Source organism: Vibrio sp. 2CM40D (genome assembly GCF_023161825.1).
GTDB classification, from domain to species: Bacteria; Pseudomonadota; Gammaproteobacteria; order Enterobacterales; family Vibrionaceae; genus Vibrio; species Vibrio alginolyticus.
This window is the reverse complement of the sequence record NZ_JALNTL010000004.1, coordinates 446,003-472,287: the sequence shown is the minus strand read 5'-3', so window position 1 is coordinate 472,287 and position 26,285 is coordinate 446,003. Positions and strand designations below refer to the sequence as shown.

Below are 26,285 nucleotides of genomic sequence, written 5' to 3'. Positions count from 1 at the left end.
AAATCGTGATTTCCGAAAAGTGCACTTTTGATGCTTTTCGTTTGGGCTTGATATTCGTTTTGAACTAAAAGCGCATAGAAATAAACAACTAGATACTACTTTCTATAAGCTTTTGGGGAGTTATTGAATACGCACAAGTACTCTTCAAAAATCGCTATTTCCCTGCTTTTGGATCAACTTCGATTTTACACTCTTTCTTTAGAATGATGTTTCCAGATGACCCTTTCTCTCCACATGAAGCCATTCCATTACGACTGTTTTGTTCTACGTGGTAACTAGTACACCCACCAGCTAACAAAACACTTAACATTAATAACGCTCTCATTTCTCTTCACTGTCTCCCGAGCACATACTGACAGCTCGCAAACCACTATCGTCAATTTTTACCGTGTTCTTGCACTGCGAGCCACTTACTGCCCCGTTCTCGACATAGGCTACCGATGTGCAACCATTAATGAGTAGTACAAGCACCGTCACTGCTAAAGTTCTCATGCTTCACCCCAATAAAATACAGATTCAATTTTCTTCCATGTGTCTTTACCGACAATTCCGTCACTGGAAAGGCCGTATTTTTGCTGAAACTTTTTGACACTCGCTTCGGTCCCATTACCGAATACTCCATCAGAATTTAAGCCGAGGTTTAGCTGTAGCTCTCGCACATCAGTACCACGGGAACCATTTCTTAGAGTACTTCTATCCAGTGACGCTCCAAACCCAAGTTTTAATGCGCGCTCAAAGTCGTGCGCGTATCCAGCGATAGTTTCCGATCTGTCTACTCCATTTATGATGCGGCGAGCATTTGTATAATCGGGAGTTTCTTGGTCTAAATAATCAGAGTATTTTTTGCCAGTAAACAAGCCAGTAGCCATACCAAGTAATGTAGCTTGCGCAGAGTAGATTGGAGTTAGGAGTAAATCGGGGTTGTTTACTAGATCAACACCCTGCTCTAACGTGTCAGTGTTAAATAACAATTTGCTGAGACGTTCATAGTTATATTTCCATGTCACCTGAACATCGCCACGACCGTAATAGGCTTGCCCAGTTACAGGATCCAAGACCCCATATTCATGACCCACACCTTTACCGTCTTCCTCGACAGGCTGCATGTTATATGCTGTTTCGTGATAGACCGTTGCTAATGAGTAAGCTAAGTAGCTCAGAGGGATGTGCATACGTTTAGAACGCAGCAAAATATAGGTAAGCATGTATCGCTCACATCCTAATGATTGTGCTTTTGTCATTTCCCCTCGAAACAAAACGGCGTTTATACGTGTCGATATCCCTTGTTGAGACAAGAAATTGAGCATGGTATTTCCTTTTTCCCGAATCCAAAGAAAAAGGCCACCCATTTCTGAGTAGCCTTTACAGTACGTTCCAAAACCGTGATACGTTTGCATCCTTATAGAACACAATTTTTAACTTCTTCTTGCGTCTTTACTCTGCTCAGTCCCTTACCATAAACTTTGTTTGGAGGGTCTCCGGTATAAAGTAAAATAATAAATACCGCAATAAACAGGAGAACTAGAGAGAGTAGAAGATGAGTAAACCCAACCCACCCCTTTGACTCAGCGATACTGCAACAAATACACGCCACTACGACGAGCAGCATTAAAGCCCAAATATTCACCTTCGCCTCCAAAAATTAACCACAATAAATTAAAGGTTAACTGTGTGGATGTGTACGCTTGTCAGTTATAAGAAAAAACCTAAACTGTGGTGAAAAAGGAGGTTAGATAGCTTAGAACAGTGAGTTGCGAAGTCTCATGCTGTCACAATAGACCAAAAAATTCGTAACGAATACCTCTTTATGCAACTTAAACAGCTTACCTATCAGAACTGAAAATCAGCTCTATCTCATCGTCAAGCCTTCTTCCCGTTGGTATAAAACCCAGACGTTGATACAAAGAGAGAGCATTACCTTCCTCTTTATCCATAGTGGTTAGAGATACACCTTGTAACCCTATGAGTGACGCGTATTGTTTACTGAAATTTACTGCTTTCTTTCCTAGTCCATAACCTTGAAAGCGATGGTCAATCATTAAACGCCACACATATAAATGATCTTTTTGAAAGTGCTCATTGAATTCTTCAAGGACTCTAGGGTCGATTAGTGAAATTAAGCCAGCGGCTTTATCATTGATATATATTCCGTAACTAACGCTATCTTCATTAAAGCTTGCTTGTGCAATCCACTCTGCATTACTAGCGATAAGATGACTTTGAGACTCTCCGACTTTGAGATCGATTACTTGGTCGACAATATTACTATTCACTTTCAAGAAACTAATTTTATCCATACTTTCACCTAAAGAATTTATACCTAGAATTTAACTATTTGAAATCCAAACTCTTGTTAAAGGTATTCCTCCTGCATTATCAGGATAGGTACCTTTGACATTATCACTAATTTGATAACTATTATGTTCGCGCCAAAGTGGCATAGAAATGCAGTTCTGAATAAGCCAATCTTCACAACGGTATAGTTGCGCTAAAAGGTCGTTTCTGTCACAACATTTCAATAGTAATGTATCAATGAATGAAACTAATCTTGTTTTTATATTTTCGGGAACCGAATACTCTATGGTTTCACTACATAACAACCACTTGTAGTAAGAGAAAAAGAGGTCATCCTGAGGAACATAACCAGTAATATCGACATCAAACTCCCCTACATTCCTATCAGCCAAAGACACTTCTTTAATATTTAAACCCTGCTTTTTAAGATATTGAATAAGAGCAATTCTTTTTACTTCTTTTTCTTTTGGTGAGACAAACCGAACAGAGCGCTGTGGTAGCTTACATTCTACAGGTGGAAGATTGAAAACTTTATCTTGATGATAACTAGTTACAGAGTTGGCCACGGGAAAAAGATCTGAAGCAGTTTGTTCGCAAAATACTCTCACATTCTGCATAATCCACGCTCGCTCTTCCAAAGTTAATCCATTTTCAAAACAGTTGAACTCTAATGACTCGCAGCCACTATTTAGAGGGAAAACAACTCCTTTATCGATATCTTTGTTAAACGTACCGTTATGTACGATAAATTTATCTTCAGGTACTTTATGGGCATCTATGCTCCAAAACTCTGCTCGGCTGATAATCGGCCTTTCAGAAAAATAATGTGTATTGCTTGCTAGTGTCCAGTTTGTCGAGCTAAAACTCTCTAACTTGAATGGACCAGTTCCATACGGAGGGGAACTATCATCTCTTCTTTCCAAATAAATAGATGAACTAAGTTCGGCCAAAAGGTGCAGTATTGTTGGGTCTAAATGAGACATATGTAAGATCACCCAATTACTATTCGACGTTACATCTTTAATATGGCGATATAGCAAGCTTAAGATGTCGTTCGCTTCAATCCTGTTTTTGATGCAAACCTCTATGTGCGTGGGTGTAAGTCGCTCACCATTATGAAAATAGATGTCAGGTCTAATACGCAGCCATAACTCGTTACCACGATATTCGTAATGGTGTGCTAAATGAGGACGAATTTGCCCTGAAGACTGATCATACTTCAATAGCGTATCGAACATAGATTCTATGTACAGCTTTGACCTCGCATACTGTACCTTTAGAGGGTGCAACTCGGGCAAAGTGTATGGAACAAGTGAAAGCAAAGTGTTCTTAGAGCTTTCACTATTATCAATAAGATAATGAGCTAAATTTCCATAGAAAGTATCAAGGTAGTCAAACCTACTGGCTAGATCTGCAGCATCAGATAGCCGACCTTTAGTGCAGAGATGCTTTAAGGTTTCATCTAGTGCCCCCTCAAAACCCGTTAGAATTTTTAGTACAGACTTGTTTCCTCTTCCTTTGCCCGAGACCCAGTGCAACCATCCTTTTTCGGACATTTTTTTCATTATTTTTGGAACATTTCTAATCGAACACTCTAACTGAACAGATAAACTAGAAGTGTCGACTTTATGTTCATAGCAGATCGTGTATATCGAACATAATTTCTCAAATGTTTTCAAGCTAACCGTTGACACAAAAGGTGAACTTTTTTCTTTTTTCATGACAGTTTTTTTTCCCAGAAAACAGAGGATAATGAATATTAAAAATAGTAATAGAGGTTATAACATGTGTCCATTAAGCTATACATATCACACACTAAATGCAAAGGATTTAATAAAAGACAACAACTTATCTCAATCTCCACATCCTACAGTGAAGAATAATAAAAAAGCAAATCGATGGATTGTATTTTTTATTACGTCTATTATTTTAATAATATTATCATGAGCAAATTACTTGTAGTTTTACTTGTCTTGTTCCTAGCTTCACAATTCAATTTAAATCAAGAAAGAAAACATATAATATCATATAAATCCGAAGTGAATAAAAGGATAATTTTAACAAAAAAGTAATAGACCTAATACTATGATAAGATTATATTTTGAACTTAGAGTTTCCTTTGCTGTCTTACACTCACTTTAAAGAAACTTAAAGCCGTTTTATGATTAAAAAAAGCCTATTCTTGTACCTAGTAATCATACCATTCTCTTCGTTCTGTTTGGCTTCTCCATCCAAGAGTTTTGAAGGAGTTGTTTTAAATAACAAGGCCACTCAATTAAAAGATGTTTGGATTAGAATAAATAACAATAAAGTAAATGGTTATCTTGGTTGTAACTATCTAAAAGGTGAGGTTTCATTCACTGACGATAAAGTCTACTTAAAATGGTTTGTAAAAAGTAATGTTTTATGTCCAGTTACTATTCGGTATAAAGAGCAAAATATCATAAAATCAATGAAAATAATGAACCTTAAAGATGAGGATGGAAAAAGCTCTATTAAAGGAAGTTATGGAAACTATGTAATTCTATTCAATTAACCTTTAACTTTGGAATGTAACATGTACAAAATAAGAAGTTCAAACATTTTTATAATAACTTCATTCTCCCTAATGTCTGGATGTGCAGGTCTTGCCTGCGAATTACGTAGTGATTCCTCACTAACAGGAGAAAACAGCCATGAAAACTGTGTAAATAGAGTATCGAAACATATTCAAGAAAACGAAAAAGAAAAAGAGAGGAAAGAAAGAAACTTATTAGACAAGCAGTTATCTGAATCTCTTAAAAAATACAATGTAAGATGACGAACCTTAGATAACATACGTCACTCTTTTCATTAGCATTCATTCTAACCTTATGGTGGTTGCTATTAACCACCGATAAGGTTGTCTAGCGCTATTATGTTAGATCTTCGATTGGAGCATTAGGCGCGTTGGTTTTTACCGACTCAATGCCTTTATCTCTAGATGCAGAGCTTTCATAAGATTGGCTTGTCCCTATCACTTGGTGATTCATTGCCTTTAGGTTAAACATGTATTTACCAGCAGAGGTCTCTTTCCTTTCATATTGAGAGTCGTAAGGAGAGTTGGTTTTTACTGAATCAATCCCGTTTTCACAGTTTGCTTTTGCTGTATAACCTTCACTAGCCAAAATGTTCTGTCCATTAGCTGCTTTTAAACGAAAACGAAACTCACCCGCGCTATCTTTATAAATTTCAAATTTTCCTGACATAGAACCCTCACAAACTATTGATAGAATTACGATTAAAAAATTAATACTCATATACAGTCATATAAAATGTAATCCCTTTTTCAAACTTTTCAATTAAGTTTGTCAATAAGCAGGCATCTGTCTCATTCATCCTTTATTTGGCTCACTTAACACAGAACTAACTAGCTCTCATCAATAGAGTTATAAACAAACAAAGGTAATTTTGAGAGGTAATTTAAATATCGGTAAATTCGCATTGATGCATAATTTAGTTGTGCATATGGTAAGCGCACTATCGTAAATGGAGATTATGTTGTGCAACCTAGAGGCAAACCACTTTCTGTACCACTACGTCCCAAAAATCCGACGGCACTTGAACTAGCTGTACACCGATATGAGGTTTCAGCTATTAAACTTTATAATCAAAGTTTGGATGAGAGCGACCCTAAATCTTTAAAAGCATCTCAAGAAGATTTGAAACACCTCAAAACTTTGAGACGTAGCTTAAGCGCACAGGTATCATTACAAAAACAACTTACAGAATATCAAGAGCGAAGCGCAGCTACTTCGCCAGACGATTTAATGGATGAACCTCACCACCCAACCCGTGTTTTGGCTAGAAACCTAACCAGTATCGGTGAAATCAAGCCAACCAAACGACATGATCCTCATCATATTATTATGGGGGCTGGGCAGTTTAGAAAAATGGAAATGATGCTGGCAAGACTCAACCTTCATACGTTTGGTCTTGGAATCAACGACCCATCCAATGGTGTTTGGTTGCCTCGAAATGTAAAAGACAAAGGACATTGGAGCTCTCCAGATGCTGAAGCACATAAGAAAATTCATCGTTATAACTATGAGACATGGATAGTGACACATTTGAGTAATGACTCTCTTAAAAAAGATGTATTCCTTAATCGTCTTCGTAATATCAAAATTAAATTGAAAACTTCTACTTACCCCGAAGGTATGATTTCTAACAAAAACCCGAATTGGAATGGTGAATAATGAACGTCTACCAATTGAAAGAGATGCCGCATGATTACAAGGCTTTGCAATTAGGCCCAACGGAACTCTTCGGAGCCATAGGTAAACAACATCTAATGACGATACACCGTCAACGCTCCCAAAACACGTCATTGGTAGATATCTGGAAAAATGTATCCGCTTCATTCGATGACGTTTTAGGAACTAACACTGACATCCCTGATGTGTCGTTATGGTCAATGACTTACCTTGTACTATCCCACCATTCTTACGAAATATTAAAGCCAAGCTTGGAAAATGAAGGTGAGTTTCTATTGGTAACTGTCGGTGAAGAACAAGTTTATATCTTTAACTGCCTCTCTTTTGGCCAAGAAGACGAATCTGTTTGCGTGAAGAAGTATCTTGATGGAATCGAAGATGGTTACGAAACACTTTATTTTGAAGAATCTGACATCGAGACGCGATACCTGTTTAAATCACGACTTGAAGGTTGCCAAAGACTGTATGCTACTGAATCTTTTAAACGCTTATGTGACCACCACGAGTTGCGTGGACTTCGATTTGAAGAAGAACTGCTGAGCGTGTTTTAGATGTAGAACTATCGTTCGTTTTGGAACACAATGGTTCTTCTCCGTTCAACTGTAGTTTTTGTAGCACTTTTATGTCGTGGCTTGCTTCATCAGTTTTAGCGCATAAGGCTAAGCCAGATAGAACGCTAGAGCATGAAAGTGCTATATTGAACACATCACGTCTTCAAGCCTCCCAAAAAAAAGGAATAATACTATGCCGACCTATCAGATCACTTACTTCAATGAAAAATGCGGCGTAATAGATAGTGAGGCTATCTTCATGAAAAGTCTAACGAATGCCAAGCGTTCTGCTGAGCATCATGCGCCAAAAGACATCAAGCAAATTGAAATCAAAGATTTAATGGGCAAAGTGCTGAGTCGATTAACGCTTGATGAGGGCTGGATTGATAACAACGAAGAGTGATATTACTTAGCAATCATGGTTCGTTTGGAGTGTCATCAATAAATACACAGGCTTGATTAGTTTTTCGTATTAACCTTTGACACAGTTTAATTTGTTTGTCTGTCAAAGCCTGTTCACGGTTGAGTTGATCGAGTAAACCTGCAAGCATGTCTCTGTCCAAGTTACTCAGTTTTTCAGAATGTATGAGGAGTGTCGTATTGATAAGTTCAGAGAGGTTTCTTGAGCTCACAATCCCCATTCCTTATCCCACTTCTTTTGTTCCTCAATCTCTTCTATTCGTTTGCGGACATCCTTTCTCTTTAACTCTTCTGGTATCCGCTTAATCCCTTTTCCTTTCGGATTAAGATCAAGTTGTTTCTGCTTTTGTGTCGGTTTAAGTAACTTGCTCACATATAATCCTATTTTTTAATGGTCAACTTAATTTCACACCACATCCATGTTGGCTATGAAATAGACAATGATACTACACAAGTCAGCACAAAATGGACACAAGCGTGTTATACGTTTATCTAAATTAGCTAAACTTAAAATTAATTAAGATAAGATTACCTCAATTAATTGTGGAATTTCACTTTTCATAAAAGTCTGAAAACATCAAACTTTGCTATTTATAAGAAAGCCATGCATACCAAAGTTAGAGTACATCATGTCTTCACTATGTTGACTTAGATACCAATGTTGTAACGTGCCATGTGCCAGTTTTCCTGTGGCAAACTTGGGCTTAACACATAGAGCCCAAACCCGTTAACAGTAGGTACCAAATCATCAAATTCTCAATTACTTTTAAGCAAAGTTGAATATAATTTTTCTTTGCTTAGAGTCGATTTCTTTAACGGTAATGTTTACTTGAGTGCCAAGTGTAAAAGTTGTCGTTTGGCTTGAGATTTTTTGTTTGATCGCATCAAATTCAAAATCGCCATTTTGAAAACTGGATAAAGGTATGAGACCTTCGATTCTGTTTTCCTCCAGCTCTACAAAAACACCAAAGTGCGTAACTCCAGAAACACTTCCCATGAAGTTTCGTCCAATAAATGGTTTCATGTAGTGACATTTCAGTGCTGATTCAACCTCACGACTAACTTCATCAGCTTGGCGAGATTGATGCGAACAGTGCACACTGAGTTGCTCAATCTCTTTTGTATCGTAAGGGTAACTATTCGAAACCCCTGCTAGCTGGCGTATCGGCTTGAGCTTCATTAACAGGCTACGTAATTTACCAGTAGTTTTCTCTCGAAGCTTGGCACGGATGGCACGATGAATGAGTAAATCAGGGTAACGACGAATTGGAGATGTAAAGTGCGCGTAAGCATCGTATGCTAAGCCAAAGTGGCCCAAGTTTTTAGGCGAATATTCAGCTTGGCTTTGAGAGCGCAGCAGCAAGGTACGTATTATGTCATACTCATCCAAATCTCGAACTTGATCTAAAAGTGCGTTGTAGTCGTGAGACGTTGGCTTGTCATCCCCCGCCAATGTTAGTCCTTTTTCCGCAAGTAACATTCTCAGTGAGGTTAGCTTTTTCATCTGAGGGCCAGAGTGGACACGATATAGGCTCGGTATTTTATTTAGCTCTAGAAATTGCGCAGTAGCAACGTTAGCGCACAGCATAAACTCTTCGATCATTCGGTGAGCGTCATTTCGAACAACAGGGACGATAGAGGCAATCTTCTTTTTGTTGTTTAGCTTAAAAGCGAGTTCTTGTGTATCAAAATCAATCGCTCCACGAACTTTGCGTTGGCCAGATAAATTCAAATATAAACGATGAAGATTCACCAAATACTGCGCAATATTATTTTTAGTGTTGTTGCTTTGGTATGTTGTTTTAGCCGAAGATTGCATGATAATGCGGTTAGCGTCGTCGTACGTTAATCTGGCATGAGAGTGAATGATGCCTTCAGAAAACTCTGAATCTAGCATGTTACCCTCATCATCAAAGGTCATCTCGCATACCATTACTAATCTGTCTTCATTGGGGTTTAGTGAACACAAACCATTAGATAGAGACTCTGGTAGCATTGGCACAACGCATCCAGGGAAATAAACGGATGTAGCACGACTCTGCGCTTCAAGATCTAAATGGTCATTTGGTTTAACGTAGTGAGATACGTCAGCAATTGCGACGAATAGCTTCCACTGACCGTTGTCCATTTGATACCCATAAACAGCATCATCAAAGTCTTTTGCGTCATCACCATCAATAGTGACAAAAGGTAAATCTCGATAGTCTACTCGTGATGTCTTGTCCTTTTCTTCTACCTGAGAGCCGAAGGCAGATGCAGCATCAAGTACGTCTTTATCCCATTTGTCATTGATTCCATGACGACGCAAAGATAATTTCACTTCTATACCAGCTTCTCCCGGACGCCCTAAGACTTCACCCACCTCAACGGTAGTTGGTTGTCTATAGTCTGGGTAAGTATTGATTTTACAGTGGACAAGTTTGCCGACATTTTTAGCAACCAGTTCATTTGGAGTGACGTAAATGGTTTGAGTTAACTTCGAGTTTTCTGGCAATAAGTAGAGTTTAGAGCCTTTTCTTTTTAACAAACCCACTATGTGAGTTGTTTTTCGCTCCACTATCTTGATAAACCGATGGTTTGAACGACCTTGATGCTGCGTATGCCCTTTCAACACCAGTATAATATCACCATCAAACACATGACTAAGTTGATGCTTTGGTAAGAATAGGTCTTTCTCATTAGCGTCGTAGGTGAGAAAACCAAAACCGTCTGCATGGATGCTTATCTTGCCAGTCACTAACGATGATAGGTCAACTCTCTTGTAGCCTTTTCTTTTCGTAAAAATAAGCTGACCATCACGCTCCATAGCTCTTAAGCGTTTTTTTAAAGCATCTTTCTCTGGCTCGTCATTCAGGCCAGATGAATGAGAAATCTGTTCATAGCTTAAGTAGCTTTTTACTTTATCGAATAGGCCTAGAATAGCATCTCGGCTAGGAATAACATTGTCATATTTAGTGTAGTTTAGTGATTGAGCGGATATATTTAATTTCATTTAATTCTCTTTTTATTCGCCAATCGCTTTTAATATAAACCTATTTATACGAGAAAAGCACTAGGCGAACTGATTCATTCTTGAATCAAGTTATTTATTATGTAGGTATTTATTGGCATTTTGCCAAAGATATATACTGAAATGACTTATTAGACGAGTCTATTTTCGTAGCAAAGTGAGGTAAATATTAACGTTTAAACTCAAGTGACTTGGGTATATAAATTTGAATGAAAGTTTGTGATGATAAAAAGAAGAGATAATGGGCACCAACGAATGTTGATGCCATAGAGTCTGTTACATTACAGTAACTTCGCCTGCTTGCAGACCTTTTTTACCTTGCTCAACAACGTAAGATACTTTTTGGCCTTCAGAAAGTGTTTTGAAGCCAGTTGAGACAATTGATTGGAAATGGACAAACAAGTCTTCACCACCACTCTCTGGAGAAATAAAGCCGAAACCTTTAGTTTCGTTGAACCATTTTACTGAACCAGTTGATTTATTAGACATAGATACCTCTATATAAGATAATTTTAATATTAAATTCTTAGCTAATAAGCGCTATTATATGATTTAGAGATATATATTTTGTCGCAGGAACGTAAACGAGGGAATCGATAAAGAACTGAGAGAAATTTGATCTTAAAATAATTAAATAGCTCTTTTCTTAAGAGCTGATGTGCAGTATACCGATAAAATTACTAAAGGCTAGCTTTTTATTTTTATTTTCACCTTAAACTTTAACAGTAGCTCTCTCCCATCGAACGTGTTATGCAAAAGAAAACTCTAACTAGGCATTACTTTCTGGTACTAGTTACTAAAGAGCTATCACACGTTGTAATCTACAAAACCACAACAAAAATCAAAGGCAACCAGCTGATTAAGTTGAATTTATATTTCTCATCGAGTTTTATAAAGGCAAGCATTTATAAAAATGTTGCATCTACTCAAATGAGGAAAAAACGGGGAAATACCTATCTATTTACTTCAATGAGTGTATAGTGAAGTTAGCTCCAAAACGTGAGCTATTGATGAAACATACAGTTCGAGTATCTTCTTAGTTTTCTTTCGAGTCATATCGTTATACAACTCCCTTAGCAGCTTATTCTTTATCTTCCATTAAATAGCCCCAGTTTGGTTTTTAACTATAAAAATAGCTTCATAGATTGCAGCCCTATTTAAAAAGGTCCAACTTAAAATTTTGAACTAAACATGAAGTAAAAGTTCTTTTAGTTGTGATTTCTGACCATTTAGATACGTTATCCTTTGGAGCTATTCTTTATCATTGTTAATGAGCAATTATAGTCGTATGTTGAAACAGGCTTACTTCAGCCACTTTAGGCTATCTTTCATGTAAAAAATATAGCCTGTATATTCAATGTACTTTTGATGAATATGTTCAAACAGGAACAAGAATGAGAAAAAAACGAGATAAATCTCCAAGAAAATACAAAAAAAGCGGCTACGAGGTTAAGTTTGAGCAGATGGTTAAAGAATACCATGATGCCAAAGAGACGCTAGAATCAATGAAACAAGGTTCTGAGGAGTATAATAAGCAGAAAAATCTCTGCGAATCTCTATTTGCTAGTGCTGAACGCTTCTTTAAAAAAAATCAGTGATACTATAAAGAATTAGGCCTAATTCTTTAGTGATAGTGGTGTGCAGTGTCAACCGCTTCGCATCGCTATCATTCTCCCCATAGGTTCGTTTCGTTTTCCGGTACCTTGCAGTTGTCAAAAATTTAATGCGACCTTCATCCAGAAATAGCTTGGGTATTGATTAGTAAAATTAAGCCCCTCAAACTGAGAGGCACTCTACTTGACAAGAATACAGCAACGCTATTTATCACACTCTAGCCTAAATCCCATTTGTTCACGCTGAATCAGCATTCCACAAATCATTGATTCCATTAAAAGTAACAGTGAGCGAACCTTGCCTTCCGTGCATTGTTTTTTGTCTTCTCTTGTTGCCCTTCTCGCAATCTCACTTTTGTTAAGTCCATAGACATAGTGAAGAACAAAAAATGTCATTGGCCTTGGGTTTTCCTGATCCATCATACAAGCAACCAACTTATCAATGACTAGAGCATCATCATCACATAGCTTATATCTTAAGTCTGGAGCCACAGGCAGGACATTCGATAACCCACACATCTGTGTATACCAATGACAACCAGTATTATTGTGTGACCAGTTTCCCCACCCTCTTAACAGTACTCGTGTACGTTCTAAATCTTGATCTTTCATATTGATACCATTACTTCAATTGCATGTTGGTGTGAACTAAGCTGACTCGTAGAAATACTCAAAGTTAGTACTCATCACGTCAGCTTTGGCCTTGTAGACTTTCTCAATGTCGTATAAGTCATACACTGTCCAGTTCTGCGGAGAGTGATAACTTTCTAACGTTTCTAAGCGAGATAGTCCGATACGTTCGATAAGTCCCCGTCGGTACTCTTTCACATTCCCCGATTTGTTCCCGTTGCATTCGTAGCACTGGCCATGGGCATTGTCTTCATTGAATCTAAGTTCAGGGGCTGCGCCTACAGAACGAAAGTGGCCGCAACACAGAGGCAAGTAGCGTCCACAGCTAGCACACGGTTTGCCGCTATCGCGTAACACGATAAAACGGTTAAATTGTTCTTGAGCTTTTTGAACTCGATACCCGTATTTCTTAATTTTCATTTGTCAGCCACAGCCCCATAAATCCAGTAAAAAGAGCCGTTAGGTAGATGAGAAACAAAATATCAAAATGGAAGCCACGCCCAGCGAAGAGAAAGCAGAATTGCAAGAATGCTGACGATACCACTGCTATCGCACTAACCACCGTAAATAAGGCAAATAACAGACGTATCATGCGAACTCCATAAAGCGATATACGGCGTTTTGCATCTCTTGCTCGTCGTTAAATACTTGAAAAAGTGATTGGTTCCATATGACGTTAAAACAACCTTTGTACATTTTTTCGAATTGTTCTTGGTCTGCGTTCTCAAAAGCGATAGACCAAGGCCGCTTTACTGTTCCTCCATTGGGGAGCATTTCTAAATCAAAATAACCAGCTTCGATCATCACTTGGTATCGGTAGTTCTCAATACACTTGTAAGCCTCTGGGTCGCAGTGACTTTCTCGCTGTTTTTTTATTTTCGATAAGACGATGTTGGCAATCTCAATACCATGCGTTTCATACATGTCTTCTCGTCCAGCCAACTGACAGAATTGCTTCGCAGTTTCATGTGCTATGTAATACTCTGGTTCACTGATTAGGCTTACGTCGGGAGACCAATACTCGAATCCTAGGTGTATCAACGCAAAAAATTTACGGTGGTGCTCCAAAACACGGGCTTTCGCTTTAGACTTAGGCTTAATAGCCACAACGCGTCCACGCATCGTAGCAGCCTTTTCGCGCATTTCAGGTGTTGCGTACTGAATATAACCACCAGTACCAATTGCACCGATGATCTCTGTCGTTTCTTTTTTCGCCTTCACAGTTGAACAATTACGCACGTTTCAACTCCTTAAAGTGAATTCTTGGTTTCGCCAACTTTTGAGCCTTTTTGGCTTTCTCTATCATCAAGTCGACACGAAATTGAGTGTTCTCAGAGTCATCATCGTTAGCCGCGATCATCTGCTCATAATCTTTGAGAGTAATGCCATAATCATTCGCTATGTCGTTTAACATCTGATTCGCTAACTCACGCGCTTTGCGCCACTCTCCACAATTGTGAAAGTGCTTGTAGATATCCTCATATTGTTCACTAGCAACTTTTTGATTTGCCATATTCAGGCGTTGCAACTTACCCTCGATAAACGGCAGATCAGATGGAATGCCCCACTTTTTAGAACCGGCATACCAAAACTTCGGTAGGTAGTAGATCATCTCTCCCCCTGCAATCGCTCTCGGATTTGTCGTTGTTGCTGGATGAATCTCTTTAGCTTTTCAATATCCGCTTGGAAACTGACAATAGCTTTCTCACCACCAGGAATGTTCCATTGCTGATGCTGCATAATGTTCTGCTGCAAACCTGCTACTTTAGATTCAGCTAGATGTATTTCGTTCTCAATTTGGGCTGTACAGTCAAGCTGGACTGGTGACTCTAGGTTTTTATTGCATCGTCCCTTGTTCTGCTCTTTGGCTAACCAAGAATTGATAAATCTAGGGATTCCACTTTTGGTCTTGCGTCTGGTGGGATTAGATTTCAACCAACCAAGCATGTTTCGAAATTCCTGATAAACATCTACAGACGGATACAGCTTTCTGAACTCGAATATGTCCTCCATGTACACGGAATAAATCTCACCACGACGATTCGTTGGAAATTCAAATTCAGATTCAGGTTTTCTGGTTTCAAGCAATTCATCATTGCTTGGAATAAGATCTTTTAAAGGATCAATGGTTGGTTCTATGACTGGTTCTGTTACCCAATTTTGGGTACCTTTCAAATCCGTTTTTGGGTACCTTTCAAGTCCAATTTTGGGTACCTTCGGAAGGTGTCCATTTTCGGGTACCTTCTCTTCAGGGCTCGTGGTTCTTGATGATTTAGGGACTTGATGCTTCACATCGTCTTCTATGCCTAACAATTCCCATACAACAACCTGATTCGTTGACCCCTTTCTTTTCCCAGAATCTCGAATGATCCCAAGCTCTTGCATTGCCTTTAAGTTCGAACGAATTGTTTTGATGTTTAAGCGAGTATCGAGCTCTATACGCTCCGCACTCGGATATGCTCTGTGATACTCATCAGCTCGATCGGCAAGAGATAGAAGAATTAACTTCATCGTGGCCTTGATATCTTGTCGCCACGCCCAATCTGTAGCTCGTCTACTCATATTCTTGACTTCCAGCGCAACGCTGCGCTTTTCTTATACGTCTAGAGGTAAAACCAACAACCCTCTCACCAATCGTTAAGCGTTTGACTTTTATGGCGATCAAACTCGCGCTGCTTTTCCAGCAATATATTCGTAAGCCCCTGATAACAATCAACGGTCTTTCCTGCCACGACTAACTCTTTAACCGTAAACTCTCCATCTCTGATGACGACTTGAACTGGAGCAGTGATTGTTACGATTTCAGAAACGGGAATTAATGATTTATCAATTACGCCTTTTTTCATTTGTCCATCCCATAAACTCGAATTGCAGCTAACTTGCTCGCGATAACTCGTGCAGCTGCTTCAATAGCAGCTGATTTAATAGCTTTCGCTTCTTTGTTGTCGATCATTTGGTCATCTGCGAGTGCTCGGCAAATCTCGACATTCGCTTCACCAAGTGCAGCCATCTCTTTGATCTGGATTTCGCTAAGCTCTTCCGCGTCAAGTTCGAGTTCCGCCATAGGAACAAACAAACCACCGCGTTGGCCTGCGCGATATTGAGCCAGAAAGTAGGTACCAGCGTGGATTTCCATTGCTTCTAGATCTTCATCATCGAAAAAACGGCAACCGTTTCGTTCATAGAGCTTGTTGTTGAAGGTGGTTTCAGACATACCAATTGCGCCAGCTAAAGCACCTCGACCTCCCTTGGTCTTCTTGATGATTTCTTTGACCACTTCTTTTTTCGAGTCAAATTTCACTAACATAATTAGATTTTCCTTGTAGTTATGCGGCTCTATTGATTGCTGTACTATTGAGCTGCTCTTTAGTAAGAGAGATAAGCAACTCGGTGGAAAATTTTGACTCTGATAGAGCCTCAATCTTTTCCGCGTAATCAGATTCACCAGTAATTACCGTCCTAGGCAAACAGTTCTTAGCTTTCCACTTAGATACTGCTTTTGGCGTTACAGAGCATGCTTTCGCAATATTGCTACCACCAAGTTCGTCAATGATTTTTTCAATTGATAATTGTTTCATTAATCACCCTCTAAATATGTACTTTTGGTACATCATAACTATGAACTGATAGTGCCGTCAAATCAATATAAAATTGTACCTATGGTTCATGATGAAAAATTGCGTGAAGATTTCTCGGTTAGGCTTGCGCAGGCCTGCTCTGACGCTGGGATTGAAGAACATGGTCGAGGGGTAATTCTCGCCAAACGACTTGGTGTTACTCCAAAAGCAGTAAGTAAGTGGCTGAATTCAGAATCAATGCCAAGACAAGGAAAGATGAAAGAGCTGGCCAAGGTGCTAAATGTTAGTGCATCTTGGCTTCAATATGGTGAACCAGATAATGGTGTAGAAAACGTCACCCATCTAGATATACAACCATCGCACAAGGGTGATTTTCCTGTGTTAGGAAAAGTATCAGCCGGTAAATTTAAAGAAGCAGTTCAACACTTTGACCTCGAATACCTCTCAACAACAGTAAAATGTCATCCAGACTCATACTGGTTAATTGTTGATGGCCACTCAATGACAGCACCACAAGGTTCAGGAGTATCCTTCCTAGAAGGCATGCTGATATTGGTTGACCCAGAACGCGAATATTGCAACGGTAACTTTGTAGTGGCTTACTGTGAAAACAAACATATGGCTACATTCAAGAAAATAAGCATCGAGCCTGAAGGCACATTCTTAGTGCCTTTAAACCCAGACCCTACTTACAAGCGCATCAATATTGCAGAAGAATTTTGTGAGATTGCTGGTGTAGTTGTTGATGCTAGGTGGAAGCTGTTTTAGTCACAGAAACCAACTATGCTTGAAGAGTTCAGTGAGAGTTAGACATCGATAAAAGACACACCATGCAGACGCATTAAGTTAACTTGATACTCAACCAATGAAGATACCGCCTTTATGGCGGTTTTTTGTACCTAAAATTCATTATTTTTCAATATTTAACAAATACCCTCACATTAAAATGTACTTTTGGTACTTTACAATAAGTGAACTTATGGTACATTTCATTCATCTACACGGAAAATTGCTCTTTAACAAATTAAGCCATGAACGACTAACCATGTTTGCGATAGCTGCATGTTAGGTCACTCCGAGCATCCAGTGACGGAGGACAGAAATTCACTGAAATAAAGCTTGTGTACCTCTACGGATACCGGGTGCAGCTTCTTATCGATGATGGAACCGCATTTGCTGGAAAGGCTTAACTGTGTGAACGACACGATAAGTATACAAGTCCCGCTCGTCTCAGCGGATCGGTAGAGACAAATTTGGCTTTCTTATGAGAGCCATTTTGAAATGCTCTTAACGGTCGGTCGATTTTGATAGTGACAACCGACTGAGCCTTGATAAATCGCGTTAGGGGCATTTCAAAATTGCGGTATCGGACCGGTCTTTAAGATCTGTGTATTAATTTTTATCCGGTACCGCAATTTACCTTAGTACACACACGTCCCAACAAGCATAAGACTTTCTTTAGAGGTATTAAAGAGCGCACCCATTGCAACCTCTCTCCCACCTAGCCAGCTCTGGCTTATGCGTGCTCTGTTTAATGTCTCTACTGAGGAATTGACTGTGGACAGACCTTCCCAAGAATCCGTTGAGCAGTTCTGGCTCTCGGTAAAAAAACTACCGCACGATCGAAAAATTATGACCGATTACTGCCGGAAGCATGGTTTCCGTAGTCCTGACTCGGTTGAAGAAAATTTTGAAACTGCATCTTCCCTCAAAATTCAAGGCAGCTTAGCTGTATAAGGACACCTTAAAATGGCTGATAAGTATTTCAAATTAACCTGTAACAAAAAGGTATCGCACAAAGCGGTAAAAGAATCTGGCGATTTAGAACCTGTAATTCACTACATTAAAGCCGCAACCCAAGAACTAGCCAAATCGGAAGCTGTTTGCAAGGTTGAAGCAACTCACCCACTATGCACCGAAAATGAAAATTCCGAATACAGTGATTTCTTCAAAGGCGTTAAGGCCGAAAAAATATCAGAAGAAGATTACAACTCAGCAATTATAGAATTAGAAGCCAAGGGGTTTGACGAAGACGAGTTCATTCACTCAGATGAACAACAAATAAATGTTCCGGATACCCCGTACCCTACCCTAGGCCAAGATGGATACTACGACACAAAAGCTCCTCAAGTTGAAGATTCCTCTTTCATTTACAGTAGCGAAACCGACAGTATGAAAGCTGCTAAGGTCTTCATTCTGAGAGTTGGCCATAGCCAATATGCTTATGGATTCCGATTTAAGTTTGGTGACTTCGATAAGCACGAAAAAATGAACTTAGACCGAACCGAAGAAAAACGTGACGACGCGATTGACAAAGCGGTGGAACGCCTTGAAAAATTCCTAGATTACCAAGATGAGTTTGGCCCAGAAGACCAAAAAACCTTTGTCTCCGCAACGATGAAACATGATTTTTATCATGCATTTCAAGAACCCAGTGAACTGTTTATAACAGCACTATCACAGCACCCAGACGCAAAGAACGCATTAGAAGCCCACAGCGATTATTTAGAAGTTGTTGAAGGTCATTTTGCGGATATCTGGCCTTTAGATAAATCCCCAAATCAAGCAATTGAGCATGTGAACTCAATGGTAACGATTGGTGTTCTATACGATTTAGAAGCTTTCACCGAGAGCTTGAAACCTTACCTTCCTGCCGTACTAACCGAGAAAACGAAAGAGTCGACGAAACATATTGAAGATGTTATCGACAAGCCAGCAGCCAATGAATCCATCATTGAACCTAAATGCTGGAAAGCCGCTCTCCCTGTAACCGATGAATTACACGTCGTTATTGCAATCCGAGATTGTGGTGACGAGGGATGGCAATATGCTGTCGAAGGCAATCAGAAAGCAGAACGCGCATTCGGTGACGCTAACGACTTTGGCTGTGAGTTTGCTACCACCCGAAAAGAAGCGATCAAGATGGCTGGTCAGGCAATTATTGACGCTCTGTACAAGTACGATAGCTCATTGAGTCTAGCTAAGATTTTTATGAAATCTCCATACATTCAGGAGTTCGAAGAAAATTGCATTGAGGTGATGGGTGGCGAAGACTTACCGCCTAACGAATGTTCACCAATAGAAAATGCAGTACGTGGACGCCTAGCTCTTCGCCCTACAGCAAGAATGACAGAGGGCGAAGTAAAACTCGCTATGGATGCACTACAACCTCACATCACAGCTCAAACCGACATCGAAAAACTAGTGGAGACAATTAACGGATTGGAAAGATGTGGGGTTTTATTTAATGAAAGTGAGGCTGAGTATCTAGTGGCCAGATGTACGGTTACTAAAAATAACATTCAACACAAACCAGCACATAATTTAGAAAATGAGTATGAATGCTTTATTGCTGAAATATTTTCTCGCATTAGTGATGGTAGTCCATATCTAACAACAGAGCAGTATGAAGAGGCAGGAGAGAAGCTTGCTACTGTAGTAGATGAACTCATTAATTGGCACAACGGAGAACGGGAACATAACGGAAAATACTTAACGTTCGTTAAAGACAAAACACTAGAAAACATACGCAACATTGATTTTGATGATGCAAACGAGGTATCAAAATCATTTCTAAACATCCGAACTCTTCGCGCTGTCTTTCGAGAAAATATCGAACTTATTGAAAGTATGGAGCCAGCATCCAACACTCTGATATCAGAAGTAGAGTATCCATCTCTCTTGCTCGCCATAGCTGAACGCTTGGCACATGAAAGTCACGCAGTAACACCTGAACGTGCCTATACCCACTTATTAAAAATCATTACCAAAGACACCGACATTAACGCTTTAGCTGATTACATCAAACAGCTTAAAAATCCAGTGATCATTTGGCATTCAACTGAGTCGGTTAACCTAGTAATGAAGTTTACCAGCCAACCCAAAGCCGTTGGTAATAATGAGCTTTCAAGTGGCAATAATGAACAAAAAGAAGCCCAAAAGTTACTAGAACAAGGCAAAAAAGAACCAACCGATGGTAATGGAAAGCCTAAGGTTACCAAAAACGCACCTTTACCCGAATCTGCTAATGATGAGCATCTTGCAGATTCTGATAGCAACATTAGTGGCACTGACGTTCCTCAAAATATTGTAGAGCAAGAGCCAGCTAACGATCCTGAAATTCCAGATGTCGATTTAGACGAAAGTAATTCAAATATGGGTATTTGGAATCAATCATTTAAAACCGATTTGAATTTCACCAAGCAAGACCCATCGACAGGTCGATTATCCATCAATGCTCAATACCGCCAAATGAAAGCAACCGAAATATTTGGTCCTCGTGGTAAAGGCTGGGGTGTCGATGTTAAGCGGGAGTGGACTGAGGACGGTTTGCCAATTTTCGCTAACGGTACGTATACCGGAGTGAATGAGTCTGTCCACAACATGGAAGTCGAGCTTTGGTACATCCACCCCAACAGTGGCGATCGATGCACATTAACAGCTTTTGGTGAGACTGAGCGTTTCTATTGGTCACACAATTACAGTCGCATGATCAAAAACGGAGAGTGCCGTAAAAAATCACTTACCGACGCGACAGGTAAAGCGCTTTCAATGTTAGGCATTTGTGGTGACGTATACATGGGTGAATACGACGATGAAAACATCATCAACCGTTCGCAAATGACGAAGACAACCGACAATGCGCTTAAACAGCTTGAGTTTGATGCGAAAGCAACACAACAGGCGCTAGATAAGGCTAAGTCATACACTGACAAGTTCTCTACTGCTCCTTCTCTGGCAGAAATCAAGCGACTTCAAAAGCTAGCTGAAACAGCTCTGGATGCAATCCCTACCCACGACAAGGCAAGCAAAGCCAAGAAAGACAAAGCGCTATCTCGAATCGCGGAGCAAGCAGAATCGGCAATAAAAGACTTCAACGCTGACATTAAAGATAAGGATCAGGCAAATGGCTGATAAGACAGAAAGCATGAACAATATTAACCAGCAGATCTTTGACCTGTTGGAGCTGGCCAAACAAGAAGAATGGGACGAGCAGACCATTGCGGATAACTTGGCAGGTATCGAGTGTTCTATTGATGACAAGCTCATGGCCTACCGCCGATACATGGATAAGTTAGAAACAGCAGCGAAGCTGGCAGATGCGGAGAAAAAAGTATATGCCGAGCAAGCAAAACCATACGGTGACCGCGCCAAGTCTTTAAAAGACGAACGCAGTCGAATGACCTACCCGCTTCTGAATTTATTCCAAATGTTAAATATCGAAAAAATGAAAGGTGCATACGGTACTTTTTACATCAAAAACAATCCAGCCAAACTTCGATATGAGGAAGCCCACCTTCCTGAGAAATATCTAATACGCGAAGTTCGTTTTGTCCCTGATGAGGACGCAATAAGAAAAGCGCTAGATGATGGTGAAGAGCTAGATTTTGCTTGGTATGAATCTCAGCCTCAGCAAGTCGTACTGAGAAAGTAAAAATGAGCATATTCACCCTACAAATTGAGCCTCACTTAGCTGAGGCATTTTTTCACTACTTAAAACAACGGGGCTATTCAATCTACCCACCAGTGAGCCCTTCTTCACCACAAGTAGCGAGGCGTGGTTCGAGCCGACACACGATATCTACTAAGCCTACGGGTACACTCGTTGTCTCTATAGGGCTGCATCTTGAAGCAATGAAATTTCTCACTACTATAAAATAAGAAACCTATTGCATTGCATTGCATGAGCTAAATATAAACAACCAGTCTCATCGAGACGCTATTACCGTCGCTCGTCAATCTGCAAAAAACAGAGGTAATGCTATGAGTAACTCATACAAAGAAGAACTACATGTACGTTTGATAAATGTCGTGAACACTAAATGCAACATTTTAGGGTGTGATAACTGTGACCTAAAATGGGATGGTGGTTGTAGCGCTACAGACTTGGAAGCAAAAATCATCGAAATTGAGATCAAAGAAATGAACTCTGACACAAGTTCAAATGATTAGGTAATCGGAGACTTCTAAAATGCGTGAAATGACCATTCCCCAATACAAACGCAATTATTATCCTGCTCTTTGCAGCCAAACTATTCGAAATTGGATCAGACAAGGAATCCTTCAGGCTCGTAAAACACCTACCGGCCGCTGGCTCATTTGCATACCTGACACAGCGAATGACTCAGAGTTAACTACTACACCCAAAGCAGCACAGCTTCTAAAGTTGATGAACGGAGGCAGTTAACCTATGAATGCTCGCAAGCGAACGACTGGTCGTGAGCGCCTTCCCAAACACTTGTATGTAGAAAAACGAAAAGGCCAAACAAGGTATCGCTTTACTCTTATCGATGGTACCAAAATGCTAATGCCGGCTGAGTTTTCTTTAGATGATATTATTGCAGCAGCTAACGCATACAATGACGAGCATAGACCAGCACAACACTTCCAAATTTCTCCTAGATCTAGAAAAGACAAATTCAACCGCCCGATGAATGAGTGGCTTGAGCATGTAATGGTTAGAATTAAAAACGAAGAAGAACTGTCAGCAGAAATCCTTAGACAAGTATCGAGTGATATAGCTCGACTTAATGAGTTTTTAGGAGACAAGTTTTCCAAGTCAATTAACTTAGAAACCATGAACGACTTTCTAAATACATACTATGGTGATAAATCCAAAGAGGTTTATAACAAGAAACTTTCTCGATTAAAGAAGATCTTTAGCTATCTAGCAGATGAATCCGCAATTGGTGAAAACTTCATGTTGAACAAAAAACCGAAACGGCTAAATGGTTCGGATAATAAGAAAGAACGCTTGGATTTAGATATAGAGGCATTCAAAGCAATTGAAAAAGAGGCCCCTCTATTTTTAAAAGTAGCGATGGGGTTATCGATTCAATCGACTCACGCAGTAGCTGAACTACATAGAATAAAATACCGTATACCAAAGCCAAAACCGGATACATGTGGAATTGTCTGGTTTGATACTCCAAAACCAGAGAACGGAGAAATTGTATTTGGTACCTTGTACATACATCGAGCAAAGGTTAAGAATGCTAAAACGTCTTATGTTGCTATTCCGGTGACAAGCGCTATCAAAGAAGTTGTAGAGCTATCTAAAACAGATAAGCTACATTGCCCTTACGTAGTGCATCGTAGACCTGCAAGAAACAATAATATCGCTAAGCAGTGTGACCACCGTTACCAAGTGACCAGTCGCATGATCAGCGAAACATTTTCCAAAGTACGCGACGAACTCGGTTTGTACTCTAACGTAGAAAAAGCTAAGCGCCCTACTTTCCATGAAATCCGAAGGCTATCGGCAAAACTCATCGATGAAATGGGTGTAAACCCTCGCCAACGCATGGCACATGCCAGTGATAGAACCACTCAGATTTACACTGATAGTCACGACGTAGAATGGCATGAAGTACCAGCCATAAGCGTCGCAATATAGCCCATTTCAAGCGCTGTACAAACTACTGTATTTTACCACCTTTTTACCACCCTTTTACCACCCCCTCGAACTTTACTCAGTACTAACGCAGAGTAATAACAAGGGGACAAAAAAGGAAAAAAGAAGGAATTCCACTTGAATATCAATAAGTTATAGACACAAAAAAGCCCACCAAAAGGTGGGCTTTTTCTAAAATTTGGTGGGTCCGGGCGAACTCGAATCGCCGACCCCTACCATGTCAAGGTAGTACTCTAACCAACTGAGCTACGGACCCAAATTTTGTGTTCCTAACCATTCAATTCAGAATGGTGCGTCCGAGTGGACTCGAACCACCGACCCCCGCCATGTCAAGGCGATACTCTAACCAGCTGAGCTACGGACGCATTTCTCTGGAACGACGAGGATATTAGCTATAAGCGAACGACGGTGCAAGCACAAATTTGCCAACTTTGAACCGTTTGGCGAAAATGTAAACTCAACACGCGTTTTCAGATGATTTTATCGACAAGAACTGGGCCTGTAGGGTTTAAAAGTGTGATCTATATAACTTTTATCATCTCACTTAATTGTCGTAAGGCACTTCACTGAGCATCCAAATCTGTAAGGTTTGCGATACCTTAGGGCAAGTACCAAACAAAATCTGATATTTAGGTTTAAATGGTTCGCCGATATAGGTTGTACGGATCAACTCTCCTGTTTTAACATCCACTTGAGTGCTCACCCTGCCTTTGAAGTTTTGAAATATGACAAACTGCTCACTGTGGTAAACCATTTGCTCTCGGTAAAACAAGAAATGATCTTGGGGTGTCTCTGTCAATTCACACTCTAGTGGTTTCAAATTAGGTATCGCACTAACATTAGATGCGATGAACAATGCTGACAAAATCCATCCGTATCGCATATGGCTGCCCTATTCTGCACTCTTTTTCAAAGTATAGGTCTTGCCTTGAGGACAGATACAAAAAAGGCTTTGATCATCTCTAATCAAAGCCCCTTATTTCTGCAGGTTAATTGTCGTGTTTAGTCGTCCGCCTCAAACACAACGTTATAATTTTCGGTGTATGTACAATTCGGCTGACGGCTACAAGTAAAGAAACGTCTCCCTTTGAACTCACCTTGGCTTGCGGTTTTAATGATCATCGGACTGCCGCATTTTTTGCAAAAGCGCACTTCTTTATCGGGCTCAATCAAATCAATGTGTGCCGCAAGCAAACGACGTAATCGCCCAACTTGATAACTGTGCTTTATCGAAGCGCCGATTAAAGGCAGGTTGGCCGTCTTACAAACATGAATCAATAACTTTTGTCTTTCTATCTTACCCTTGTTTAGCTCCTGCCCATTATCCAATTCAACGATAACGCGCGGCTCTAGTGTCCTTGGGTCACAAATAACGTAATCAAAATAGCTTCGAGATATACGATTGTTCGCGACAAAAAACTGCTTCTTATTTTTGATTTCTTTTGGCGTAACCAAACTGGACATGTTTACTTTCGCGAATACTACGGCATGCTCCCCGACCGCCGCTCTTAACGCATTATAGAACGCACCCTCTTGACCTCTGAGCAGAGGGCCTTTCGAGCGATAAGGATAATCACGCGTGTCATCGTGCTTAATCACGTACTTTTGAATAACAAAGAAGAATAAAACCAGAAGAACAACAATGATAAAAATGTTGGTCATAAATAAAGTGCATCCAAAACAACTCGTTGCTCAAAGCGTAAATGGAAATGTTATGCAGAGCAACAAAACCTCGCAATTTTGAGGCGCCACGACGATAGCGAGAAACAGAAAATTTTGCTCACCAATAAAAACGAGCCAATCACACACTTGGATTGGCTCGTTTAAATTTTGTTAATACATTATGTATGCTAAGAATCAACTATTAGCGTCTGGCTGATTCTCTGGCATCGCATCAATAAAAGCTGGCAGTTGATTGCATGACTGCACAACAGCGTTAATGGTTGGATAAAGAGAGGTATCTACACCAAAGCGTTGTGCGTTATAAAATTGTGGTACCAGACAAATATCGACAATAGATGGCGAGCTTGTCAGGCTAAACTTGCAATCACCATTTAGTTTACGATGCTTCTGAAGTTTCTCTTCTAATGCTGTAAAACCTTTGTGGATCCAGTGATGAATCCAAGCGACTTTGCGCTCTGGCTCGCAAGCTAACTCCCCCTCTAAATACTGTAGAACTCTTAAGTTATTCAGGGGATGAATCTCCATTGCAATATCCTGAGCCAAAGCTAGCGCTTGGTATCGAAGCGGCGTTTGCTCGGGGATCACAGTGACATCCGGGTAGTGTTCTTCTAAGTATTGAATGATCGCCAGTGACTGGGTTAACTGAACCTCCCCATCCACCAGCAAAGGAACCAGTTCAGAAGCGTTTAACTCATGGTACTCGTCACTGTGTTGTTCGCCACCATTGCGCACCAAGTGTACCGATTTTGAATCATACGATAACTCTTTAAGATTCAAGCAAATACGCACACGATACGCCGCCGATGATCGCCAGTATCCGTATAAAATCATGCTATCGCTCATATCGTCTCCCAAC

The 26,285-nt window shown here is 40.0% G+C and carries 32 protein-coding genes and 2 tRNA genes; 12 read left to right on the top strand and 22 right to left on the bottom strand.

Annotation, left to right across the window (positions count from 1 at the left end):
- Nucleotides 1-321: 321 nt before the first annotated feature.
- The 4 genes from MTF70_RS11815 to MTF70_RS11800 form a co-directional block, all read right to left on the bottom strand.
- On the bottom strand, nt 322-492 hold the full coding sequence (locus tag MTF70_RS11815; RefSeq protein WP_205460925.1) for a hypothetical protein: 171 nt from the start codon (nt 490-492) through the stop codon (nt 322-324).
- Entirely contained in the window at nt 489-1,241 is a 753-nt protein-coding gene (locus MTF70_RS11810) for a peptidoglycan-binding protein (protein WP_205460924.1), read from the bottom strand. The genes MTF70_RS11815 and MTF70_RS11810 overlap by 4 nt, the downstream gene beginning before the upstream one ends.
- A gap of 582 nt (nt 1,242-1,823) precedes the next feature.
- A complete protein-coding gene (locus MTF70_RS11805; protein WP_054702432.1) occupies nt 1,824-2,297 on the bottom strand; it encodes a GNAT family N-acetyltransferase in 474 nt (157 codons plus the stop codon).
- Between the two features lie 30 nt (nt 2,298-2,327).
- Nucleotides 2,328-4,016, bottom strand: a complete 1,689-nt coding sequence (locus MTF70_RS11800) for an SgrR family transcriptional regulator (RefSeq protein ID WP_149191845.1) — start codon at nt 4,014-4,016, stop codon at nt 2,328-2,330.
- 440 nt (nt 4,017-4,456) lie between these two features.
- On the opposite strand from MTF70_RS11800, the gene MTF70_RS11795 reads away from it, so the two are divergent.
- Together MTF70_RS11795 and MTF70_RS11790 are read left to right on the top strand one after the other, a co-directional pair.
- Nucleotides 4,457-4,831 (top strand): hypothetical protein, encoded by a 375-nt coding sequence (locus MTF70_RS11795; RefSeq protein ID WP_054866079.1) that lies wholly within the window; start codon nt 4,457-4,459, stop codon nt 4,829-4,831.
- A gap of 21 nt (nt 4,832-4,852) precedes the next feature.
- Nucleotides 4,853-5,095, top strand: coding sequence for a hypothetical protein (locus MTF70_RS11790; RefSeq protein WP_139832016.1), 243 nt, complete (start codon nt 4,853-4,855; stop codon nt 5,093-5,095).
- 94 nt (nt 5,096-5,189) lie between these two features.
- Here MTF70_RS11790 and MTF70_RS11785 read toward each other — a convergent pair whose 3' ends face one another.
- Entirely contained in the window at nt 5,190-5,522 is a 333-nt protein-coding gene (locus MTF70_RS11785; protein WP_054702441.1) for a YegP family protein, read from the bottom strand.
- A 294-nt stretch (nt 5,523-5,816) separates the two neighbouring features.
- Between MTF70_RS11785 and MTF70_RS24440 the strand changes: the two genes are divergently transcribed.
- The 3 genes from MTF70_RS24440 (at nt 5,817) to MTF70_RS11770 (ending at nt 7,484) form a co-directional block, all read left to right on the top strand.
- The gene (locus MTF70_RS24440) at nt 5,817-6,512 is read left to right on the top strand and encodes an AHH domain-containing protein (RefSeq protein WP_054729459.1); all 696 of its coding nucleotides are present in this window, start codon (nt 5,817-5,819) and stop codon (nt 6,510-6,512) included.
- Nucleotides 6,512-7,081, top strand: coding sequence for a hypothetical protein (locus tag MTF70_RS11775; protein ID WP_054702449.1), 570 nt, complete (start codon nt 6,512-6,514; stop codon nt 7,079-7,081). Before MTF70_RS24440 ends, MTF70_RS11775 begins: the two co-directional genes overlap by 1 nt.
- Nucleotides 7,082-7,274: 193 nt before the next feature.
- Nucleotides 7,275-7,484 carry a hypothetical protein gene (locus MTF70_RS11770; protein WP_054702452.1) on the top strand — a complete coding sequence of 70 codons (210 nt, stop codon included), beginning with the start codon at nt 7,275-7,277 and terminating at the stop codon, nt 7,482-7,484.
- A gap of 225 nt (nt 7,485-7,709) precedes the next feature.
- Here the strand turns inward: MTF70_RS11770 and MTF70_RS11765 are convergent, their stop codons facing one another.
- The 3 genes from MTF70_RS11765 to MTF70_RS11755 form a co-directional block, all read right to left on the bottom strand.
- Nucleotides 7,710-7,874 (bottom strand): hypothetical protein, encoded by a 165-nt coding sequence (locus MTF70_RS11765; RefSeq protein ID WP_165439064.1) that lies wholly within the window; start codon nt 7,872-7,874, stop codon nt 7,710-7,712.
- Between the two features lie 393 nt (nt 7,875-8,267).
- Entirely contained in the window at nt 8,268-10,493 is a 2,226-nt protein-coding gene (gene rnr / locus MTF70_RS11760) for a ribonuclease R (RefSeq protein WP_085569540.1), read from the bottom strand.
- Nucleotides 10,494-10,787: 294 nt separating this feature from the next.
- The gene (locus tag MTF70_RS11755; protein ID WP_054866077.1) at nt 10,788-11,000 is read right to left on the bottom strand and encodes a cold-shock protein; all 213 of its coding nucleotides are present in this window, start codon (nt 10,998-11,000) and stop codon (nt 10,788-10,790) included.
- A 905-nt stretch (nt 11,001-11,905) separates the two neighbouring features.
- On the opposite strand from MTF70_RS11755, the gene MTF70_RS11750 reads away from it, so the two are divergent.
- Entirely contained in the window at nt 11,906-12,109 is a 204-nt protein-coding gene (locus MTF70_RS11750) for a hypothetical protein (RefSeq protein WP_054729450.1), read from the top strand.
- Between the two features lie 219 nt (nt 12,110-12,328).
- Here the strand turns inward: MTF70_RS11750 and MTF70_RS11745 are convergent, their stop codons facing one another.
- From MTF70_RS11745 to MTF70_RS11705, 9 genes are all read right to left on the bottom strand, one after another.
- The gene (locus tag MTF70_RS11745; protein ID WP_054866076.1) at nt 12,329-12,736 is read right to left on the bottom strand and encodes an antiterminator Q family protein; all 408 of its coding nucleotides are present in this window, start codon (nt 12,734-12,736) and stop codon (nt 12,329-12,331) included.
- 36 nt (nt 12,737-12,772) lie between these two features.
- Entirely contained in the window at nt 12,773-13,174 is a 402-nt protein-coding gene (locus tag MTF70_RS11740) for a recombination protein NinG (protein ID WP_052499855.1), read from the bottom strand.
- Nucleotides 13,164-13,346, bottom strand: coding sequence for a hypothetical protein (locus tag MTF70_RS11735; RefSeq protein ID WP_120416616.1), 183 nt, complete (start codon nt 13,344-13,346; stop codon nt 13,164-13,166). The genes MTF70_RS11740 and MTF70_RS11735 overlap by 11 nt, the downstream gene beginning before the upstream one ends.
- Nucleotides 13,343-13,993: a DUF1367 family protein gene (locus MTF70_RS11730; RefSeq protein WP_149191848.1), complete on the bottom strand. Its 651-nt coding sequence runs from the start codon at nt 13,991-13,993 to the stop codon at nt 13,343-13,345. Before MTF70_RS11730 ends, MTF70_RS11735 begins: the two co-directional genes overlap by 4 nt.
- The gene (locus tag MTF70_RS11725; protein WP_005495410.1) at nt 13,986-14,366 is read right to left on the bottom strand and encodes a hypothetical protein; all 381 of its coding nucleotides are present in this window, start codon (nt 14,364-14,366) and stop codon (nt 13,986-13,988) included. The genes MTF70_RS11730 and MTF70_RS11725 overlap by 8 nt, the downstream gene beginning before the upstream one ends.
- Nucleotides 14,363-15,316 (bottom strand): helix-turn-helix domain-containing protein, encoded by a 954-nt coding sequence (locus MTF70_RS11720; protein ID WP_170893841.1) that lies wholly within the window; start codon nt 15,314-15,316, stop codon nt 14,363-14,365. The genes MTF70_RS11725 and MTF70_RS11720 overlap by 4 nt, the downstream gene beginning before the upstream one ends.
- 65 nt (nt 15,317-15,381) lie before the next feature.
- The gene (locus tag MTF70_RS11715; RefSeq protein ID WP_005495414.1) at nt 15,382-15,600 is read right to left on the bottom strand and encodes a hypothetical protein; all 219 of its coding nucleotides are present in this window, start codon (nt 15,598-15,600) and stop codon (nt 15,382-15,384) included.
- Complete coding sequence (locus tag MTF70_RS11710) at nt 15,597-16,061, bottom strand: YmfL family putative regulatory protein (protein WP_025526421.1); 465 nt, start codon at nt 16,059-16,061, stop codon at nt 15,597-15,599. Before MTF70_RS11710 ends, MTF70_RS11715 begins: the two co-directional genes overlap by 4 nt.
- A 19-nt stretch (nt 16,062-16,080) precedes the next feature.
- Nucleotides 16,081-16,332: a hypothetical protein gene (locus tag MTF70_RS11705; RefSeq protein ID WP_021453632.1), complete on the bottom strand. Its 252-nt coding sequence runs from the start codon at nt 16,330-16,332 to the stop codon at nt 16,081-16,083.
- Between the two features lie 51 nt (nt 16,333-16,383).
- Between MTF70_RS11705 and MTF70_RS11700 the strand changes: the two genes are divergently transcribed.
- The 6 genes from MTF70_RS11700 (at nt 16,384) to MTF70_RS11675 (ending at nt 23,728) form a co-directional block, all read left to right on the top strand.
- The gene (locus MTF70_RS11700; RefSeq protein ID WP_049874960.1) at nt 16,384-17,100 is read left to right on the top strand and encodes a S24 family peptidase; all 717 of its coding nucleotides are present in this window, start codon (nt 16,384-16,386) and stop codon (nt 17,098-17,100) included.
- 789 nt (nt 17,101-17,889) lie between these two features.
- Complete coding sequence (locus MTF70_RS11695; protein ID WP_127463331.1) at nt 17,890-18,069, top strand: hypothetical protein; 180 nt, start codon at nt 17,890-17,892, stop codon at nt 18,067-18,069.
- A 12-nt stretch (nt 18,070-18,081) separates the two neighbouring features.
- Nucleotides 18,082-21,246, top strand: coding sequence for a hypothetical protein (locus MTF70_RS11690; protein ID WP_170893842.1), 3,165 nt, complete (start codon nt 18,082-18,084; stop codon nt 21,244-21,246).
- Nucleotides 21,239-21,766 (top strand): siphovirus Gp157 family protein, encoded by a 528-nt coding sequence (locus tag MTF70_RS11685; RefSeq protein ID WP_054866068.1) that lies wholly within the window; start codon nt 21,239-21,241, stop codon nt 21,764-21,766. Before MTF70_RS11690 ends, MTF70_RS11685 begins: the two co-directional genes overlap by 8 nt.
- A 329-nt stretch (nt 21,767-22,095) precedes the next feature.
- Complete coding sequence (locus MTF70_RS11680; RefSeq protein ID WP_054729558.1) at nt 22,096-22,284, top strand: hypothetical protein; 189 nt, start codon at nt 22,096-22,098, stop codon at nt 22,282-22,284.
- 238 nt (nt 22,285-22,522) lie between these two features.
- Nucleotides 22,523-23,728 (top strand): tyrosine-type recombinase/integrase, encoded by a 1,206-nt coding sequence (locus MTF70_RS11675; protein WP_170893843.1) that lies wholly within the window; start codon nt 22,523-22,525, stop codon nt 23,726-23,728.
- 197 nt (nt 23,729-23,925) lie between these two features.
- On the opposite strand, the gene MTF70_RS11670 is transcribed toward MTF70_RS11675, so the two are convergent.
- The 5 genes from MTF70_RS11670 to maiA form a co-directional block, all read right to left on the bottom strand.
- Nucleotides 23,926-24,002: transfer RNA gene (locus tag MTF70_RS11670), tRNA-Val, on the bottom strand.
- A gap of 32 nt (nt 24,003-24,034) precedes the next feature.
- Nucleotides 24,035-24,111, bottom strand: a tRNA-Val gene (locus tag MTF70_RS11665).
- A 179-nt stretch (nt 24,112-24,290) separates the two neighbouring features.
- Nucleotides 24,291-24,629 carry a hypothetical protein gene (locus tag MTF70_RS11660; protein ID WP_005377830.1) on the bottom strand — a complete coding sequence of 113 codons (339 nt, stop codon included), beginning with the start codon at nt 24,627-24,629 and terminating at the stop codon, nt 24,291-24,293.
- Between the two features lie 119 nt (nt 24,630-24,748).
- A complete protein-coding gene (locus tag MTF70_RS11655; protein ID WP_005377831.1) occupies nt 24,749-25,408 on the bottom strand; it encodes a DUF2726 domain-containing protein in 660 nt (219 codons plus the stop codon).
- A 195-nt stretch (nt 25,409-25,603) separates the two neighbouring features.
- Nucleotides 25,604-26,272, bottom strand: a complete 669-nt coding sequence (gene maiA / locus MTF70_RS11650) for a maleylacetoacetate isomerase (RefSeq protein ID WP_005377832.1) — start codon at nt 26,270-26,272, stop codon at nt 25,604-25,606.
- Nucleotides 26,273-26,285: the final 13 nt, after the last annotated feature.

What these genes read in the sequence shown, in the direction of transcription:
- MTF70_RS11655 (WP_005377831.1), bottom strand. Translation starts at nt 25,408, where the DNA reads ATGACCAACATTTTTATCATTGTTGTTCTTCTGGTTTTATTCTTCTTT.
- MTF70_RS11745 (WP_054866076.1), bottom strand. Translation starts at nt 12,736, where the DNA reads ATGAAAGATCAAGATTTAGAACGTACACGAGTACTGTTAAGAGGGTGG.
- MTF70_RS11720 (WP_170893841.1), bottom strand. Translation starts at nt 15,316, where the DNA reads ATGAGTAGACGAGCTACAGATTGGGCGTGGCGACAAGATATCAAGGCC.
- MTF70_RS11685 (WP_054866068.1), top strand. Translation starts at nt 21,239, where the DNA reads ATGGCTGATAAGACAGAAAGCATGAACAATATTAACCAGCAGATCTTT.
- MTF70_RS11770 (WP_054702452.1), top strand. Translation starts at nt 7,275, where the DNA reads ATGCCGACCTATCAGATCACTTACTTCAATGAAAAATGCGGCGTAATA.
- MTF70_RS11715 (WP_005495414.1), bottom strand. Translation starts at nt 15,600, where the DNA reads ATGAAAAAAGGCGTAATTGATAAATCATTAATTCCCGTTTCTGAAATC.
- MTF70_RS11710 (WP_025526421.1), bottom strand. Translation starts at nt 16,061, where the DNA reads ATGTTAGTGAAATTTGACTCGAAAAAAGAAGTGGTCAAAGAAATCATC.
- MTF70_RS11740 (WP_052499855.1), bottom strand. Translation starts at nt 13,174, where the DNA reads ATGAAAATTAAGAAATACGGGTATCGAGTTCAAAAAGCTCAAGAACAA.
- MTF70_RS11790 (WP_139832016.1), top strand. Translation starts at nt 4,853, where the DNA reads ATGTACAAAATAAGAAGTTCAAACATTTTTATAATAACTTCATTCTCC.
- MTF70_RS11660 (WP_005377830.1), bottom strand. Translation starts at nt 24,629, where the DNA reads ATGCGATACGGATGGATTTTGTCAGCATTGTTCATCGCATCTAATGTT.
- MTF70_RS11690 (WP_170893842.1), top strand. Translation starts at nt 18,082, where the DNA reads ATGGCTGATAAGTATTTCAAATTAACCTGTAACAAAAAGGTATCGCAC.
- MTF70_RS11750 (WP_054729450.1), top strand. Translation starts at nt 11,906, where the DNA reads ATGAGAAAAAAACGAGATAAATCTCCAAGAAAATACAAAAAAAGCGGC.
- MTF70_RS11675 (WP_170893843.1), top strand. Translation starts at nt 22,523, where the DNA reads ATGAATGCTCGCAAGCGAACGACTGGTCGTGAGCGCCTTCCCAAACAC.
- maiA (WP_005377832.1), bottom strand. Translation starts at nt 26,272, where the DNA reads ATGAGCGATAGCATGATTTTATACGGATACTGGCGATCATCGGCGGCG.
- rnr (WP_085569540.1), bottom strand. Translation starts at nt 10,493, where the DNA reads ATGAAATTAAATATATCCGCTCAATCACTAAACTACACTAAATATGAC.
- MTF70_RS11795 (WP_054866079.1), top strand. Translation starts at nt 4,457, where the DNA reads ATGATTAAAAAAAGCCTATTCTTGTACCTAGTAATCATACCATTCTCT.
- MTF70_RS11725 (WP_005495410.1), bottom strand. Translation starts at nt 14,366, where the DNA reads ATGATCTACTACCTACCGAAGTTTTGGTATGCCGGTTCTAAAAAGTGG.
- MTF70_RS11735 (WP_120416616.1), bottom strand. Translation starts at nt 13,346, where the DNA reads ATGATACGTCTGTTATTTGCCTTATTTACGGTGGTTAGTGCGATAGCA.
- MTF70_RS11705 (WP_021453632.1), bottom strand. Translation starts at nt 16,332, where the DNA reads ATGAAACAATTATCAATTGAAAAAATCATTGACGAACTTGGTGGTAGC.
- MTF70_RS11755 (WP_054866077.1), bottom strand. Translation starts at nt 11,000, where the DNA reads ATGTCTAATAAATCAACTGGTTCAGTAAAATGGTTCAACGAAACTAAA.
- MTF70_RS11785 (WP_054702441.1), bottom strand. Translation starts at nt 5,522, where the DNA reads ATGTCAGGAAAATTTGAAATTTATAAAGATAGCGCGGGTGAGTTTCGT.
- MTF70_RS11800 (WP_149191845.1), bottom strand. Translation starts at nt 4,016, where the DNA reads ATGAAAAAAGAAAAAAGTTCACCTTTTGTGTCAACGGTTAGCTTGAAA.
- MTF70_RS11810 (WP_205460924.1), bottom strand. Translation starts at nt 1,241, where the DNA reads ATGACAAAAGCACAATCATTAGGATGTGAGCGATACATGCTTACCTAT.
- MTF70_RS11680 (WP_054729558.1), top strand. Translation starts at nt 22,096, where the DNA reads ATGAGTAACTCATACAAAGAAGAACTACATGTACGTTTGATAAATGTC.
- MTF70_RS11805 (WP_054702432.1), bottom strand. Translation starts at nt 2,297, where the DNA reads ATGGATAAAATTAGTTTCTTGAAAGTGAATAGTAATATTGTCGACCAA.
- MTF70_RS11775 (WP_054702449.1), top strand. Translation starts at nt 6,512, where the DNA reads ATGAACGTCTACCAATTGAAAGAGATGCCGCATGATTACAAGGCTTTG.
- MTF70_RS11815 (WP_205460925.1), bottom strand. Translation starts at nt 492, where the DNA reads ATGAGAACTTTAGCAGTGACGGTGCTTGTACTACTCATTAATGGTTGC.